This is a genomic window from Pseudomonas sp. B10(2017) (genome assembly GCF_002113295.1).
Lineage (GTDB): Bacteria > Pseudomonadota > Gammaproteobacteria > Pseudomonadales > Pseudomonadaceae > Aquipseudomonas > Aquipseudomonas pudica.
Window position 1 is genome coordinate 1 of sequence record NZ_NEJU01000032.1, and the last position, 14,656, is coordinate 14,656.

Consider the following 14,656-nt stretch of genomic DNA (forward strand, 5'->3'; position numbering starts at 1 on the left):
TCATCCAACTGTTCGGGCTCTCGCCAAAGTGGAACGGTGAATGGCAGCTTGTGCTCCCACACGTGCTCAAGGCACCTCTGGCATTCAGCTTGCCATTCACCGCTCTCACTTCAGATTCTAATCCCCTCTCAAGACACAAGCTGGCTTGCCGGCGATGGGCTGCAAAGCAGCCCCGGCAATCTAACTGCTCCCCGGCCGGTACTGCAGGGACTCGGCCAGATGCGCCCGGCCAATTGTCTGGCTACCTTCCAGATCCGCCAACGTCCGCGCCACCTTCAGCAACCGGTGTGCTGCGCGCAACGACAGGGTCAGCCGTTCACATGCCCCCTCCAGCCAGGCCTGGTCCGCCGCTGCCAACCCACAGTGGCGGCGCAACCCCTCAAGGTCGAGAAACGCATTCGCACACCCTTGCCGCCGCTGTTGCAGTTCACGTGCCTCGGCTACCTTGGCTGCCACATCGGCACTGGTCTCGCCGCAGGGCTGGTTGTTCAGCGTGGTGCTCTCCCGGGCAACCGTCAGGTGCAGGTCGATACGGTCCAGCAATGGCCCGGACAGCTTGTTGCGATACCGCGCGATCTGCTCGGTACTGCAGCGGCAGCGGCCAGTGGGGTCGCCCAGGTAGCCGCAAGGGCAGGGGTTCATTGCCGCCACCAGCTGGAAACGTGCGGGGAAACGCACCTTGTCGCGGGCCCGGGCAATCACGATCTCGCCCGACTCCAGAGGCTCGCGCAACACTTCCAGCACGCGCCGCTCGAACTCCGGTAGTTCATCCAGAAACAACACGCCATGGTGGGCCAAGGTGATTTCGCCCGGTTGTGGCCGGCTGCTGCCGCCGACCAGTGCCGGGCCGGAGGCGGAGTGGTGTGGATGGCGAAAAGGCCGCTGCGGCCAGCTACTCAGAGGCGTGTGGCCGCTGACCGACTGGATCGCCGCCACTTCCAGTGCCTCGTGCTCGTCCAGCGGTGGCAGCAGCCCCGGCAGGCGGCTGGCGAGCAAGGTCTTGCCGGTACCGGGAGGCCCGGTGAACAACAGGTTGTGCGCCCCGGCCGCCGCCAGCAACAGGGCGCGCTTGGCCGCCAGTTGGCCCTGCACCTCGCTCAGGTCCGGATACGGGCGTTGCTGCAGGATCAGGCCGTTGGCGGCATACGGCGGCAACGGCACCTGGCCGTTCAGGTGGGCGACCAGTTCCAGCAGGTGCCCCACCGCATACACCACCAGCCCGCCTGCCAGGCTGGCTTCTTCGGCATTCTCCCGTGGCACCACCAGCGCCCGGCCTGCTTCGCGTGCCGCCAGTGCCGCGGGCAGCACGCCCTGCACCGGGCGCAATTTGCCAGACAGCGCCAGTTCGCCCAGGCATTCGACCTCGGCAAGGGTAGCTGCGGGCACCTGGCCATCGGCGGCGAGGATGCCCAGAGCAATGGCCAAGTCATAGCGCCCGCCATCCTTGGGTAGGTCGGCGGGGGCGAGGTTCTGGGTGATGCGCCGCTGCGGGTAGTTCAAACCGGAGTTGACGATGGCGCTGCGCACTCGGTCCTTGCTCTCTTTGACCGTGGTTTCCGGCAGGCCGACCAGAGTGAGATGGGGCAAACCGTTGGCCAGGTGGGTTTCGACGCTGACCGCCGGTGCCTGCACGCCCACCTGGGCGCGGCTGTGGACGAGGGCTAGGGACATGGACGCTCCGTTGTCGCTGAACAGGGCCGCTTCCTGCGGCTTTGCAAGCATAGCGACGGCGACCCGGGTCGGCGCAAGAAGTGTGCGTCCTAGTTTTTCAGGCAGGGGGTTGCCCATTGCATTCTTACCCCGTTGGGTTCGTGCCTGCTGCACGCCCGAAGAACTCAGGCGCGGACATAAACCCAGGCGGTCAGGCCCGAAGCGAGGGTGACGGCCACGCGCTTGTAGTCGGCGACTTCATAGCGGTCCGCTGCCGCCAGCTCTTCTTCGCTGATCTGGAAGACCATGCCGGCCACGCTGTCGTCGGCCTGGTTGCTGGGGGTAACGATAGGGTGATGGGACTTGCCGCTGGCTGCCAGCACGGCCGGGTCGGTGATCTCGACCCAGTCCTGGCGGTAGCCCAGCATGCGGTCGGCCTGCCCGCTCAGTTCGCGGCCGAAGTTGGCCAGTTGCACGGCCTTGTCCTGCAGGGTGCCGTAGGAAAACAACAATACCGAGTAAGCGCTGGAGGGCTGCATTCACTCATCCTGTTGGGTCGGGTCAAGCCGGGCTTCCAGCTCGGCTACTTGTTTTTCCAATGCCTCGAGGCGTGCGCGGGTGCGCGCCAGCACAACCATCTGGCTGTCGAATTCTTCGCGGCTGACCAGGTCCAGCTTGCTGAAGGCACCTTGCATCAGCAGCTTGAACTGGCTTTCCAGTTCGGCACGGGGCTGGGCTGTATCGCTGCTGAACAGGCGCGAGGCCTGGTCGCTCAGGGCATCTAGAAGGGCTTTGGGCGCGAGCATGGGGCTGTCCACTGATACTGGGAAATGGCCGGCAGTGTAGCACGGGCGAACCTGGCTCTTGATTGCTCAAGGCCGCGCCCACAATAGTCATTCGCCCTCGCAACGCAGTTGCACGTTTTTCGAGCAATGCGCCACATCGGAGCGCACCGAAATTGTGCATGTTTCCCATGCTGGCGACTGGCCAATCCCGACTGATTCACATAACTCACTGTTTTCTGGCGCTTTGACGGAACTGGCAAGGTTTCTGCAAAGACCAGTGCGAGCCATGCACTGATGCAGTTCCTTGTGACCAGGCAGTGCGCACGCGGAGCCGGATGCCGACGACGCGTTACAAAGCCAACCGCTGCGCTTAGACTTGAGACGGGTTTGTTTTCCTGGGGCAAGTCCACCAAATCGGGAGAGAGTTTCATGAAGCTAGTCACAGCCATCATCAAGCCGTTCAAGCTGGACGACGTGCGCGAGTCGCTGTCGGAAATCGGCGTGCAGGGCATCACCGTCACCGAAGTCAAAGGCTTCGGTCGGCAGAAGGGCCACACCGAGCTGTATCGCGGTGCTGAATACGTGGTCGATTTCCTGCCCAAGGTGAAGATCGATGTCGCCATCGATGACAAGGACCTTGATCGGGTAATCGAAGCCATCACCAAGGCAGCCAACACCGGCAAGATCGGTGACGGCAAGATTTTCGTGGTGAATCTGGAGCAGGCGATCCGTATCCGTACCGGCGAAACCGATACCGACGCGATCTAAGCAGCAACAAAGCCTCACCAAACCCAACGCCCCAGGAGAAAACAACATGACTCTGCGTAAGATCGCAGGGCTAGGAGCCCTATTGTCCCTCGTAATGCCCGGGCTTGCCCTGGCCGAGGAAGCTGCCCCAGCGCTGAACTCCGGCGACACCGCCTGGATGCTGACCGCAACGGCGCTGGTGCTGTTCATGACCATTCCCGGCCTGGCCCTGTTCTATGGCGGCATGGTGCGTTCCAAGAACGTACTGTCAGTGATGATGCAGTGCTTTGCGATCACTGGCCTGATGAGCATTCTCTGGGTCGTCTACGGCTACAGCATGGCCTTCGATACCACTGGTATGGAAAAGGGCGTGCTCAACTTCAATTCTTTCGTTGGCGGCTTCTCCAAGGCGTTCCTCACCGGTGTCACGCCCTCGAACCTGACCTCGGCTGCCGCGCTGTTCCCTGAAGCGGTATTCATCACCTTCCAGATGACATTCGCCATCATCACCCCGGCGTTGATCGTCGGTGCCTTCGCCGAGCGCATGAAGTTCTCCGCGATGCTGGTGTTCATGGGCATCTGGTTCACCCTGGTCTACGCACCGATCGCGCACATGGTCTGGAGCGGTGACGGTGCACTGATGTGGGACTGGGGCGTGCTGGACTTCGCCGGCGGCACCGTGGTGCACATCAACGCCGGTATCGCTGGCCTGGTCTGCTGCCTGGTGCTGGGCAAGCGCAAGGGCTACCCGACCACCCCGATGGCCCCGCACAACCTGGGCTACACCCTGATGGGCGCGGCCATGCTGTGGATCGGCTGGTTCGGCTTCAACGCAGGCTCTGCCGCTGCCGCCAACGGCACCGCCGGCATGGCCATGCTGGTGACCCAGATCGCCACCGCCGCCGCGGCCCTGGGCTGGATGTTCGCCGAGTGGATCGGCCACGGTAAACCGAGCGCCCTGGGCATCGCTTCGGGTGTGGTCGCCGGCCTGGTCGCCATCACCCCGGCTGCCGGTACCGTAGGGCCCATGGGCGCCCTGGTGATCGGCCTGGTTTCGGGTGTGGTCTGCTACTTCTGCGCCACCAGCCTCAAGCGCAAGCTGGGCTATGACGACTCGCTGGATGCGTTCGGCGTACACGGCATCGGCGGTATCATCGGCGCCATCCTCACCGGTGTGTTCGCAGCCCCGGCGCTGGGCGGCTTCGGTACCGTCACCGACATCGGCATGCAGGTCTGGATCCAGGCCAAGGGCGTGATCTTCACCGTGGTCTACACCGCCATCGTCACCTACGTGATCCTCAAGGTGCTGGATTTGGTGATGGGCCTGCGGGTCAGCGAAGAAGAAGAGTCGGTCGGCCTCGACCTGGCTCAGCACAACGAGCGCGGCTACAACCTGTAACTGCGACGCGGTAAAAACTTGCCCGGCTTGCCGGGCATTTTTTTGCCAGATTTTTAGCATTTCCCGCACGGCAAACGGTTTATTCGACACGTTCGCGACGTAGGCGGAAATCTTACAAAACGCAGAGCATTCATGGTGCTTTGCTTTTTCTGCTGGCGCGCTAGAATGCGCGCCGAAGGGTGTTTGACGAGTAGTCCACACGCTTCGCCAGCCTTTGCTAGGCTTGCCAATAGCGTGTGGCCAGCAGGGGCTAAAGGATTTGTCAGGTCCTGCCAGGAGCAGGGCCTGCTGGGTGCCGCCTCCCATCAGGAGCGCCGACCCTAGGGCAGTGGCCTAACCCACGGCCAGTTGAATTTTCACTGGTGGCTGCCGGTCTACGGCTGCACTGGTCTATAACTAACCTGCTTTTCGCAAGTCATGAGGTAGAACATGAGCGACGACGATCTGGAAAATGATGACCTCGAAGTAGGCGACGAAGACGAGGGCGATGAAGGCCTCGAAGCGGCAGCTGATGACGGCGCCGAAGACGCTGGCGATGACGACAGCAGCCCGGCACCCGCTGCCAAGGGCAAATCCAAGGCCGCAGTCTCGGTAGACGAAATGCCGAGCATGGAAGCCAAGCAGAAGGAGCGTGACGCCCTGGCCAAGGCCATGGAAGAGTTCCTCGCTCGCGGCGGCAAGGTTCAGGAAGTCGAGGCCAACGTGGTCGCCGACCCGCCCAAGAAGCCGGACAACAAGTACGGCAGCCGCCCTATCTGAGTGGCTGATCTAAAAAAGCCCGCCGTCGCTGCGGGCTTTTTTGTGTCTGCGGGTTATGGGTTGCCTGTGCCGGCCTCTTCGCGGGTGAACCCGCTTCCACAGGGACGGCGCAGGACCTGAGGGCAGTGGTGAACCTGTGGGAGCGGGTTTACCCGCGAATGGGCCGGCCCCTGTCAGCGCCAGCGTGCGAGGATGTCGGGCAACTGCGACAGGCGCTGGATCTCGGCATCCGGCGCCTGCTCGCCTACCCAAGGCTTGCCCTGCGGGTTGAACCACACCGCGCGCAGCCCGGCACGCTGGGCGCCGGCGATGTCATCGCCCGGGTGGTCACCGATGTGCACCGCCGCGCTGGCGACCACGCCACCGCGGCGCAGGGCTTCGAGGAACGGCGCCGGGTCCGGCTTGCCGATGCCGAGGTCCTCGGCACACAGGGCAAAGCGGAAATAGTCCGCCAGCCCCAGCCGGCTCACGTCCGCATTGCCGTTGGTGACCACGCCCAAGGTGTAGCTATGGCGAAGGATCTCCAGCACCGGCTGCACCTCCGGGAAAATCTCTACCTGGTGGCGGGCATGCAGGAATACTTCGAAACCTTCATTGGCCAGCTCCTGCGCATGCTTTTCGCTGTAGCCGACTTCTTCAAGGGCATGGAACAGCACGCGTCGGCGCAGGGCGCTGATGCGGTGCTTCAGGCCGGGTTCGGCTTGCACCAGGCGCTCGCGGATGGCGAACAGGTGCTCCACCGGCACGCCGCCAAGGATTGGGGCGTTGGCTTCGAGCCAGTCGCGCAACACGACTTCCGCGCTGGCAATCACCGGCGCGGTATCCCACAGGGTGTCGTCGAGGTCGAAGGTGATCAGCTTGATGCTCATGGGTCTGTGCCTTTGCTGCGTTTGGCCCGAGGGTGGGCGCTGTCGTACACCGCGGCCAGATGCTGGAAGTCCAGGTGGGTATAGATCTGCGTGGTGCCGATGTCGGCGTGGCCGAGCATCTCCTGCACCGCGCGCAGGTCCTGGGACGACTCCAGCACGTGGCTGGCGAAGGAGTGGCGAAGCATGTGTGGGTGCAGGTGCTGGCCCAGCTCGCGCTCACCAGCCGCCTTCACCCGTTGCTGGACGGCGCGTGGGCTGATGCGGTTGCCCTGACGGGTGATGAACACTGCACGGTCGCGTGGGTTGCCGATGCCGCGCAGGCGGTACCAGGCCTGCAAGGCTTCGCGGGCCTTGCGGCCGACCGGCAGCACGCGGGCCTTGCCGCCCTTGCCCAGCACCTGCACCAGGCCGGCGGCGAGGTCGAGGTGATCGAGGTCGAGGTTGGTCAGTTCGGACAGGCGCAGGCCCGACGAATAGAACAGTTCAAGGATGGCCTGGTCGCGACGGGCGATGAAGTCATCGTCGACACCGCCATCGAGCAGTTGCAGGGCGCGGTCGGTGTCCAGCACCTTGGGCAGCCGGCGTTCGCCCTTGGGCGCGCTCAGGCCGCTGGCCGGGTCGTGCTGGCACAGGCCTTCACGGTTGAGATAGCGGTACAGGCCACGCACCGCCGACAGCAGCCGGGCCAGGCTGCGCGAGGACTGGCCGTGATGGTGCTGGCGGGCGATCAGCTGGCGCAGCTGCTGAATTTGCAGCGCCTGCCAACTGGCAATGCCGTGCTCCTTGCAGTATGCAACCACCTTGTCCAGGTCGCGACGGTAGCCCAGCAGGGTGTGCTCGGACACCTGGCGCTCGTTGCGCAGGTGTGCGCAATAAGCCTCCAGCTGGTGTTCCATCAGCGTACCGGGCGCAGGGTCTGGGTAACGCGTGGGACAACGCGGCCAAGTACCTCGGCAATGTAGCCAAGGAACAGGGTACCGACGCTGCTCTTGTAGTGTTGCGGGTCGCGGCTGCCGATCGCCAGCACCCCGTGCAGGCCCTGGTATTCCAGGGCAGCCACGGCGCTGGAGCCTACCTCCCGGCGCTGTTCTTCACCGAACAGGAAGGCCAGCTCGTGCTCGCGCAAGTTGCCGCTGACCGTCTTGCCGCCGCCCAGCAGGGCCCCGATGGCCTGCTGCGCTTCGGCGTTGCTCACCCAGCGCCCGACCGGCGCGACATTTTCGCCGAACAAGATCAGGCTGACGAAGGGCACCTGGAATTCCTGGCGCAGGCTGTCTTCGACTGCCATCACCACTTCTTCCAGGCTGCCAGCGTCGAGCAGGTCGAGGATCAGCCGGCGGGTCTTGTCGAACAGCCGGTCGTTGTCGCGGGCCACGTCCATCAGTTGCGACAGGCGGTGGCGCATCTCGATGTTGCGGTCGCGCAGCAGCTTGAGCTGGCGCTCCACCAGCGACACGCTGTCGCCCCGCTGGTGCGGGATGCGCTGTTCGATCAGCAGCTCGTCGTGTTCGGCGAAGAAGGTGGGGTGGGCGCGCAGGTAGGCGACCACCGCTTCGGCATCGAGCTCGGCGGACTGCTTGGGTACAACCTGGGGCTGATCGGTCATGGCGGTTACTCGCTTAGAGACGAACCTGTCCTTCGTAGACGCGTACGGCTGGGCCGGTCATCAGCACGGGCTTGCCGGGGCCGGACCATTCGATGTGCAGGCGGCCACCAGGCAGGTCGAGGGACACCGGGGAGTCCATCCAGCCCTGGCTGATCGCCGCCACGGCGGCGGCGCAGGCACCGGTGCCGCAGGCCTGGGTTTCGCCCGCACCACGCTCCCATACACGCAGGTTGGCGCGGTGGCGGTCGATGACCTGGAGGAAGCCGGCATTTACCCGCTGCGGGAAGCGTGGGTGGTTCTCGATTTTCGGGCCCAGCTGGTGCACAGGGGCGGTACGCACGTCGTCGACACGCAGTACGGCATGCGGGTTACCCATGGACAGGGCGGCAATCGAATGCACCTGGCCGTCGACTTCCAGTGGGTAGCTCAGCGCCTGCTCGTCGGCGACGAAGGGGATTTCGGCAGGGTTGAAGCGCGGCGGGCCCATGTCGACACTGACCTGGCCGTCGTTCTGCACGTCCAGTTCGATGATGCCGCTCTTGGTTTCCACGCGGATGCGCTTTTTTGCGGTCAGGCGCTTGTCCAGCACGAAGCGGGCGAAGCAGCGCGCACCGTTGCCGCACTGCTCGACCTCGGAACCGTCGGCATTGAAGATGCGGTAGCGGAAATCCACTTCCGGGTTGTTCGGCGCCTCGACGATCAGCAACTGGTCGAAGCCGATGCCGGTGTGGCGGTCACCCCATTGCTTGGCGTGCTTGGGCTGAATGTGCGCGTGCTGGCTGACCAGGTCGAGGACCATGAAGTCGTTGCCCAGCCCATGCATCTTGGTAAAACGCAGCAGCATGGGCTTACTCCGGCAGCAGGCTTTCGCCAGCGTACAATTCGGCGATGGTCTCGCGGCGGCGTACTTCGAAGGCCTGGTCGCCGTCGACCAGGATTTCAGCGCAACGGCCACGGGTGTTGTAGTTGGAGCTCATGACAAAACCATAGGCGCCCGCGGACTGTACGGCCAGCAGGTCACCTTCTGCCAGGTTCAGCACGCGGTCCTTGCCGAGGAAGTCGCCAGTCTCGCAGATCGGGCCGACCAGGTCGTAGGCACGGCCTTGGCCTGTGCGTGGCTTGACCGGGCTGACGCCCATCCAGGCCTGGTACAGGGCCGGGCGGATCAGGTCGTTCATCGCCGCATCGATGATGGCGAAGTCCTTGTGCTCGGTGTGCTTGAGGTATTCCACGCGGGTAAGCAGGACGCCGGCGTTGGCCACGATGTAGCGGCCCGGCTCGAACACCAGGGCGAGGTCGCGGTCGCCGACGCGCTCGCGGATGGCCTTGATGTACTCGGCCACCAGCGGTGGCTCCTCATCGCGGTAACGCACGCCGACACCGCCACCCAGGTCCAGGTGGCGCAGGTGGATGCCACACTCGGCCAGGCGGTCGACCAACACCAGCAGGCGGTCGAGGGCATCGAGGAAAGGCTCGACGGTGGTCAGTTGCGAACCGATGTGGCAGTCGACACCGACCACTTCCAGGTTCGGCAGCTGCGCGGCGCGCACGTAGATGGCCTCGGCGTCGGCGATGGCGATGCCGAACTTGTTCTCTTTCAGGCCGGTGGAGATGTACGGGTGGGTGCCAGCGTCGACATCTGGGTTGACCCGCAGCGAGACCGGGGCAACCTTGCCCATCTCGGCGGCCACCATTTGCAGGCGCTCCAGTTCGTCGGTGGATTCGACGTTGAAGCAGTGCACACCGACTTCCAGGGCACGACGCATGTCGTCGCTGGTCTTGCCGACGCCGGAGAACACCACGCGGTCGGCACGGCCGCCTGCGGCCAGCACGCGCTCCAGCTCACCGCCAGAGACGATGTCGAAGCCTGAGCCCAGGCGCGCCAGCACGTTCAGCACGCCGAGGTTGGAGTTGGCCTTGACCGCGAAGCACACCAGGTGCTCGGTGCCTTGCAGGGCGTCGGCGTAGCTACGGTACTGGGCCTCGATGTGGGCGCGCGAGTACACGTAGGTCGGGGTGCCGTAGCGTTCGGCGATGGCCGCCAGGCCCACGCCTTCCGCGAACAGCTCGCCGTCGCGGTAGTTGAAAGCGTTCATCTGGTTTCCTTACTGCGCTGGCGACTGCTCGGGCTCGAGCTCGGGCTCTGGCTGCTGCTCTTGTACCGGGGCCGGCTTGGCTTTTGGCTGGTGCTGGTGCGACTTGTGCGCTTTGCCGTTATCGCCGTCTTCTGGCAGATACAGCGGGCCTTTCTGGCCGCAGGCCGAAACGAGGCAGGCAACAGCGACCAGCGCCGCGAGGGAGGAAATCAGGCGCTTCATGGGTGAAATCCTTAGAAATATGCAGTATTGCGCCCGAGTATACCGAGCGACCGGCGGCTTGCCTATGCAAGGGCCGGCCCGCCGGGCGGGCTATTCTTACCGCCTGCAAGGGCCCTTTCGCAGTACCTGTGGGAGCGGGCATGCCCGCGAACACCGGCAAAGCCGGTGCCACACACCGCGGCGCCTGATTCGCGGGCATGCCCGCTCCCACAGGTACTGCGCTGGCTTTGAGTTCATGCCAGTGAAGGTAGCGGCTAAACCTTTGCATTCGGCGGCAAGCGCCCGTATCTTGCCGGGCTTGCCTGTAACGCAGCCAATTTCGAGGTTCCTGCAATGAGTTTGAGTGAAGCGCGTTTCCATGATCTGGTCGACGCGACCCAACAGGCCCTGGAGGACCTGTTCGACGAGAGCGGCCTGGACCTGGACATGGAGAACTCCGCCGGCGTCCTCACCGTCAAGTTCGAAGGCGGCGCCCAGTTGATCTTCAGCCGCCAGGAGCCGCTGCGCCAGCTGTGGCTGGCCGACCGCTCCGGCGGTTTCCACTTCGACTACGACGAAGACAGCGGCAAGTGGGTGTGCGAAAAGAGCGAGGAATTGCTGGGCGAAATGCTCGAGCGCATCGTCTGGGAACGGGCCGGCGAGAAGCTGGACTTCGACGAGATCTGACATGAGCAGTACGCCGGCCCGTCCGCCCAAACCGCTCTACAGCAACGTCAGCCCCGCAGTGCCGTCGCCCTGCATCAGCATTTGCCGGCTGGACGAACAGCGTGTCTGCACGGGTTGCCACCGGCATGTCGAGCACATCCGCGAATGGCGTTCGGCCGATGACGAACGGCGTCGGCAGATTTGCCGCGAGGCCCAGGTCCTGCGCGACCAGGCTAAGGCACACTGATCGCAGGGGCTTGAGTATTTACCCGGCTGTGGTAACGTCGGGTTCTGCGTCGGTGACGCCAAAGCCATCACAAACCCCGCCCTTGGGCGGGGTTTTGCTTTATCTGCATGATGAAAATCGCCTGTTCAAAGGAGTCTGACTGGATCATGAGTACCAAGCCTTCCCTCATCCTCACCCGATTGGACGTACAACGTCTGGAGCGTCTGATCGACAGCCTCGACGAGAGTACGCCGGGTGTGCTCGCCCTGCAGGACGAGCTGGACCGCGCCGAGCAGGTGGTCGGTCACGAGGAAGTTCCGGCTGGCGTGGTGACCATGAACTCGCGCGTGCACTGCCGTGAAGAAGCCAGCGGCAAGGACTACCACCTGACCCTGGTGTACCCGAAGGATGCCGGGCAGGAAGGCAACGTCTCGATCCTGGCGCCGATTGGTTGCGCCTTGCTGGGGTTGTCGGTGGGCGAGCAGATCGACTGGCCGGCCCCGGGGGGCAGGACCCTCAAGCTGAAGCTGCTGGAAGTGGAATATCAACCGGAAGCGGCGGGCGATTTCGATCTGTAAGGGCCAGGGGCCGCTTTGCGGCCCATTCGCAGCACAAGGCTGCTCTTACAAGAGAGCGCATTTCAACCTGTAGGAGCAGCCTTGTGCTGCGAATTCAGGATCCCACCGCCAAGACTTGCTCCAACCCCTCGTTCAAGGCCTGCTCCAGCTCCCGCTTGTAGCGCAGGTACAGCTGCGTCGACCCCAGCTGGTCATCCAGCAACTCGGACAAATCCAGGTCAGTGATGTAGCAGCGGTACTGCCCTGAGCCACGTCGCTGCCCGATGATCTTCCGGGCCACCACCGCATACAGCTGTTCACCATGCTCCAGTTCGGAAAACTCCTGCTGGTCGCAATACAGCGTCACGTGCGCCGCGCCCGCCACCCCGGCCTGGATGATCGCCTGCACTTCATAGTAGGGCTGGTCGCTACCCTCGACGGGAGCCTGGCGCGGCTCGATGCTGCGCGCCTTGCCTGGCCCGGAGGGCAACAGTTGCGCGTAGTGGATGTCCAGTGAGGCCGCGCGCTGGGTATCCAGCGGCAGCCGGGCATCACGGCGCATCACCACCGAGCGCAGAAAGCGCTGCAGCGGCAACAGCAGGTGGGCTTCATCGTGCAGCGGCAGGCGTTGCTGCCACAGGGCGTTGTATTCATCCAGCACGTAAAGCTCGGCCCAGCCACCCTGCAGGCGGTAGAACACCTGGATGCAGGCCGGCCGGCCCTGCTCCAGCACCAGGTGCAGGTCGTGGTCCTGCAGGGCGTTGGCATCCAGGTACAGCGGGCTGTAAGCGCTACGCTCTTCGCCCAGATGCTCCAGCAGTGCCTCGTGCTCGGCCAGGGTGGTGAGTTTGACATGCCCGGCCAGCAGCTCCAGCACATGGGTGTGCTGGGCCACCTGCAGCAGGTAGCGGTGGTTCAGGCCCTGGTCCAGCAGCAGCTGCACTGTGTCGAAGATTTCCTCAACGCGTTGGCCGATGGCCTGGGCGCGGCTCTGGCAGAAGCAGCGCACCCGCACCCTCGGTCGGTGGCCGCGCAGCACGGGGCTGTTGAGGAAGTCGCGCAGGCAGCGCACCAGCGCGTGCTCGCCGTCATAGCGCTGGACCAGTACCTCGTTCCAGCTGTTGAGCGTGACCTGGTCCAGAGTCAGGACAAGGTTTTCGCGCACGCCTGCATAGCTCAGCGAGTCGGTACGCTCGGTGGTCATCAGAATGTTCAGGTCGCGGTGGTGGCGCAGCGGGTCGATGGCTACGTTGACCAGCAGTAGCACCTCTTCGGCAACGCTGGGTTGCAGCAGACGCACCTCGCTGACGGTCGGCAAGGGCAGGGGAATGCTCTGCTGCAGGCAGCCGACCAGGTTGAACAGCTCGAATTCGCTGAGGTCGCTGACGCCTGGGTGTAGCGCCAGGCGCGTGCTGCTGTCGATCACCCCGTTGCGGTGGGCCCAGGTCAGCAGTTCGAGCAGCTCGCGGCAACGCTTGAGCGGGCTGAAGTGGTCCACCTCATGGGGGCTCAGGTTGCCGGTGTATAGCTCCCAGTGGTAGCTGCCGGGCTCCCTGCGGTTAGGCGCCTGGACCAGGGTCAGGGTGTCCTCGGCCAGGTCTGGGGCGATGCCGGGGTTGATCACTTCGACCTTGCCGGCGCGGCGCTCGAAGGCTGCATAAAGGCGTCGGCCCAGCACATTCAGATCGCGCTGGTCGGCGCGGCTGCTGGCGTTCTGGGTGCGGGCGAATTCGCTGAGGAAGCGATAGCTGTGGTTCAGTTCGGCCACCAGTTCACGGCGCTCGACGGCAACCTGCTGCACTTTCCATTGGTTGCGACTGTCCAGCAGGGCCAACTGGCGCTCGTCCCAGCCCCACTCGTCGGCCAGGCGCTGCAACAGCCGGCGCTGCCAGCCATTGGCCCGGGCCGGGTCGCTGAGTTTCTTGTTCACCTTCAGGTACAGGCTGCGCCGCACCAGCTCCAGGCGCGTGTGTTCGCCACGCTGCAGCAGGTAATGCTCGATGCGCCGGTACACCATCACGTAGGGGTCCAGCTCGTCGAGGTCGAGCTGGTTGGCGAACACTGCTTGCTTGTAGTCCAGGCTCAGGCAGCGTACGGCGGGGTGTTCGCTGGCATAGGCCTCGGTCAACAGCAGCTTGAGCAGCGACTTGTAGGGCGAGTCGATGCCTTTGAACAGTTGCCACAAGCCAGCGCCGACGAACTCGCCGGGCGGAATGTGCGCCAGGTTGCCGAGGTCGAGGGCGTCCTGGCTGCGAATGAAACGTTTGGACAGCAGTGTCTGGGTATAGGCGTGGTAATCGTGCTCCTGGTAGACCGGCACCAGCCACCACAGTGGTGTGCGCCCGGCCAGCCAGATAGTAGTGCGGTAGAACTCGTCCAGCAGCAGGTAGTGCTGGGTGGTACCGCAATCGTCGGAACCGAGCTGGCCCTCGCGTTGGCCCTGGGCGAAACCTTGCGTGTCGATCAGGAAGAAGTGTGCCTCGGCACCCAGGCTTTCCGCCCATGCCTCCAGCAACTGGCATTTGCGGCGCAGTTCACCCAGCAGCTCGTCGGCCAGGCCGGGCGCATGGCACACCCACAGGTCCATGTCGCTTTGCTCGGCTTGCGCCAGCGAGCCCAGGCTGCCCATCAGGAACAGGCCGTGGATGGGCTGTGGCGGGTTGCCATGGCGGGCCTTGTAGGTGAAGGAGCGGGCAAGGCGCTGGGCCTCGACTACCAGGTCGGCGCTTGGCTCGTAGCCCGATACGCCTGCGGGGGTGCTGCCGGAGACATAGCCCGGCAGTAACGGATGGTTCACATGAAACAGCAGCGGCAGCAGCGTCAGCACCTGTTGCTGGCGCGTCGACAGGCCCTCCAGGGCCCGCTGCAGCCGGCCCTGGTTGAGCCGCAGGAAGCGCGCACGCAATGTCGCCAGGACCTTGCGGTCGATGCCTTCGTCCAGGTCGGGGCGGATTTCGTGGGGGTGGTTCATTGCGCACTCGGGCAGGCCAGCGGAGCTGTGGCGAGTGTAGCCTGAGTAGCGGGGTCGGATAAGCGGCAATTGAAATATTGGCGCCATTTTTCCAGCGCGCGTGGGCGGCGGCTGCAGCTTTCGT

16 protein-coding genes are annotated in these 14,656 nt (G+C 64.3%); 6 read left to right on the forward strand and 10 right to left on the reverse strand.

What is annotated here, in order from left to right:
- Positions 1–180: 180 nt before the first annotated feature.
- The 3 genes from CAF92_RS25200 to CAF92_RS25210 form a co-directional block, all read right to left on the reverse strand.
- Positions 181–1,671, reverse strand: a complete 1,491-nt coding sequence (locus CAF92_RS25200) for a YifB family Mg chelatase-like AAA ATPase (protein WP_085602248.1) — start codon at positions 1,669–1,671, stop codon at positions 181–183.
- A gap of 164 nt (positions 1,672–1,835) precedes the next feature.
- Positions 1,836–2,189, reverse strand: a complete 354-nt coding sequence (locus CAF92_RS25205) for a gamma-glutamylcyclotransferase family protein (RefSeq protein ID WP_046613656.1) — start codon at positions 2,187–2,189, stop codon at positions 1,836–1,838.
- A complete protein-coding gene (locus CAF92_RS25210; protein WP_085602249.1) occupies positions 2,190–2,456 on the reverse strand; it encodes an accessory factor UbiK family protein in 267 nt (88 codons plus the stop codon).
- A 408-nt stretch (positions 2,457–2,864) separates the two neighbouring features.
- On the opposite strand from CAF92_RS25210, the gene glnK reads away from it, so the two are divergent.
- The 3 genes from glnK to sutA all read left to right on the forward strand — a co-directional run bounded on the left by glnK (position 2,865) and on the right by sutA (position 5,340).
- Positions 2,865–3,203 (forward strand): P-II family nitrogen regulator, encoded by a 339-nt coding sequence (gene glnK / locus CAF92_RS25215; protein WP_002555808.1) that lies wholly within the window; start codon positions 2,865–2,867, stop codon positions 3,201–3,203.
- A 46-nt stretch (positions 3,204–3,249) separates the two neighbouring features.
- Positions 3,250–4,581: an ammonium transporter gene (locus CAF92_RS25220; RefSeq protein WP_046613654.1), complete on the forward strand. Its 1,332-nt coding sequence runs from the start codon at positions 3,250–3,252 to the stop codon at positions 4,579–4,581.
- A 429-nt stretch (positions 4,582–5,010) separates the two neighbouring features.
- A complete protein-coding gene (gene sutA, locus CAF92_RS25225) occupies positions 5,011–5,340 on the forward strand; it encodes a transcriptional regulator SutA (protein WP_013974748.1) in 330 nt (109 codons plus the stop codon).
- Between the two features lie 173 nt (positions 5,341–5,513).
- On the opposite strand, the gene CAF92_RS25230 is transcribed toward sutA, so the two are convergent.
- Genes CAF92_RS25230 through CAF92_RS25255 form a run of 6 tightly spaced genes read right to left on the reverse strand, consistent with a single transcriptional unit; the run spans position 5,514 to position 10,133 of the window.
- The gene (locus CAF92_RS25230; protein WP_085602250.1) at positions 5,514–6,209 is read right to left on the reverse strand and encodes an HAD family hydrolase; all 696 of its coding nucleotides are present in this window, start codon (positions 6,207–6,209) and stop codon (positions 5,514–5,516) included.
- A complete protein-coding gene (gene xerC, locus CAF92_RS25235; RefSeq protein WP_085602251.1) occupies positions 6,206–7,105 on the reverse strand; it encodes a tyrosine recombinase XerC in 900 nt (299 codons plus the stop codon). The genes CAF92_RS25230 and xerC overlap by 4 nt, the downstream gene beginning before the upstream one ends.
- Positions 7,105–7,815: a DUF484 family protein gene (locus CAF92_RS25240; protein WP_085602252.1), complete on the reverse strand. Its 711-nt coding sequence runs from the start codon at positions 7,813–7,815 to the stop codon at positions 7,105–7,107. Before CAF92_RS25240 ends, xerC begins: the two co-directional genes overlap by 1 nt.
- Positions 7,816–7,828: 13 nt before the next feature.
- Complete coding sequence (dapF, locus tag CAF92_RS25245; protein WP_085602253.1) at positions 7,829–8,659, reverse strand: diaminopimelate epimerase; 831 nt, start codon at positions 8,657–8,659, stop codon at positions 7,829–7,831.
- Positions 8,660–8,663: 4 nt separating this feature from the next.
- A complete protein-coding gene (gene lysA, locus CAF92_RS25250; RefSeq protein ID WP_085602254.1) occupies positions 8,664–9,911 on the reverse strand; it encodes a diaminopimelate decarboxylase in 1,248 nt (415 codons plus the stop codon).
- Positions 9,912–9,920: 9 nt separating this feature from the next.
- Positions 9,921–10,133 (reverse strand): lipoprotein, encoded by a 213-nt coding sequence (locus tag CAF92_RS25255; RefSeq protein WP_052970498.1) that lies wholly within the window; start codon positions 10,131–10,133, stop codon positions 9,921–9,923.
- A gap of 333 nt (positions 10,134–10,466) precedes the next feature.
- Here CAF92_RS25255 and cyaY point away from each other — a divergent pair, with 333 nt between their 5' ends.
- From cyaY to rnk, 3 genes are all read left to right on the forward strand, one after another.
- Positions 10,467–10,799, forward strand: a complete 333-nt coding sequence (gene cyaY / locus CAF92_RS25260; RefSeq protein ID WP_004575827.1) for an iron donor protein CyaY — start codon at positions 10,467–10,469, stop codon at positions 10,797–10,799.
- A gap of 1 nt (position 10,800) precedes the next feature.
- Positions 10,801–11,025 carry a DUF1289 domain-containing protein gene (locus CAF92_RS25265; protein WP_046613648.1) on the forward strand — a complete coding sequence of 75 codons (225 nt, stop codon included), beginning with the start codon at positions 10,801–10,803 and terminating at the stop codon, positions 11,023–11,025.
- A gap of 146 nt (positions 11,026–11,171) precedes the next feature.
- Positions 11,172–11,582 (forward strand): nucleoside diphosphate kinase regulator, encoded by a 411-nt coding sequence (gene rnk / locus CAF92_RS25270; RefSeq protein ID WP_085602255.1) that lies wholly within the window; start codon positions 11,172–11,174, stop codon positions 11,580–11,582.
- A 94-nt stretch (positions 11,583–11,676) separates the two neighbouring features.
- Here the strand turns inward: rnk and CAF92_RS25275 are convergent, their stop codons facing one another.
- Positions 11,677–14,532, reverse strand: coding sequence for a class I adenylate cyclase (locus CAF92_RS25275; RefSeq protein WP_085602256.1), 2,856 nt, complete (start codon positions 14,530–14,532; stop codon positions 11,677–11,679).
- Positions 14,533–14,656 lie beyond the last annotated feature (124 nt).

Excerpts from the sequence above, each read along its gene's own strand:
- CAF92_RS25200 (WP_085602248.1), bottom strand. The coding sequence starts at position 1,671 with ATGTCCCTAGCCCTCGTCCACAGCCGCGCCCAGGTGGGCGTGCAGGCA.
- CAF92_RS25205 (WP_046613656.1), bottom strand. The coding sequence starts at position 2,189 with ATGCAGCCCTCCAGCGCTTACTCGGTATTGTTGTTTTCCTACGGCACC.
- CAF92_RS25210 (WP_085602249.1), bottom strand. The coding sequence starts at position 2,456 with ATGCTCGCGCCCAAAGCCCTTCTAGATGCCCTGAGCGACCAGGCCTCG.
- glnK (WP_002555808.1), top strand. The coding sequence starts at position 2,865 with ATGAAGCTAGTCACAGCCATCATCAAGCCGTTCAAGCTGGACGACGTG.
- CAF92_RS25220 (WP_046613654.1), top strand. The coding sequence starts at position 3,250 with ATGACTCTGCGTAAGATCGCAGGGCTAGGAGCCCTATTGTCCCTCGTA.
- sutA (WP_013974748.1), top strand. The coding sequence starts at position 5,011 with ATGAGCGACGACGATCTGGAAAATGATGACCTCGAAGTAGGCGACGAA.
- CAF92_RS25230 (WP_085602250.1), bottom strand. The coding sequence starts at position 6,209 with ATGAGCATCAAGCTGATCACCTTCGACCTCGACGACACCCTGTGGGAT.
- xerC (WP_085602251.1), bottom strand. The coding sequence starts at position 7,105 with ATGGAACACCAGCTGGAGGCTTATTGCGCACACCTGCGCAACGAGCGC.
- CAF92_RS25240 (WP_085602252.1), bottom strand. The coding sequence starts at position 7,815 with ATGACCGATCAGCCCCAGGTTGTACCCAAGCAGTCCGCCGAGCTCGAT.
- dapF (WP_085602253.1), bottom strand. The coding sequence starts at position 8,659 with ATGCTGCTGCGTTTTACCAAGATGCATGGGCTGGGCAACGACTTCATG.
- lysA (WP_085602254.1), bottom strand. The coding sequence starts at position 9,911 with ATGAACGCTTTCAACTACCGCGACGGCGAGCTGTTCGCGGAAGGCGTG.
- CAF92_RS25255 (WP_052970498.1), bottom strand. The coding sequence starts at position 10,133 with ATGAAGCGCCTGATTTCCTCCCTCGCGGCGCTGGTCGCTGTTGCCTGC.
- cyaY (WP_004575827.1), top strand. The coding sequence starts at position 10,467 with ATGAGTTTGAGTGAAGCGCGTTTCCATGATCTGGTCGACGCGACCCAA.
- CAF92_RS25265 (WP_046613648.1), top strand. The coding sequence starts at position 10,801 with ATGAGCAGTACGCCGGCCCGTCCGCCCAAACCGCTCTACAGCAACGTC.
- rnk (WP_085602255.1), top strand. The coding sequence starts at position 11,172 with ATGAGTACCAAGCCTTCCCTCATCCTCACCCGATTGGACGTACAACGT.
- CAF92_RS25275 (WP_085602256.1), bottom strand. The coding sequence starts at position 14,532 with ATGAACCACCCCCACGAAATCCGCCCCGACCTGGACGAAGGCATCGAC.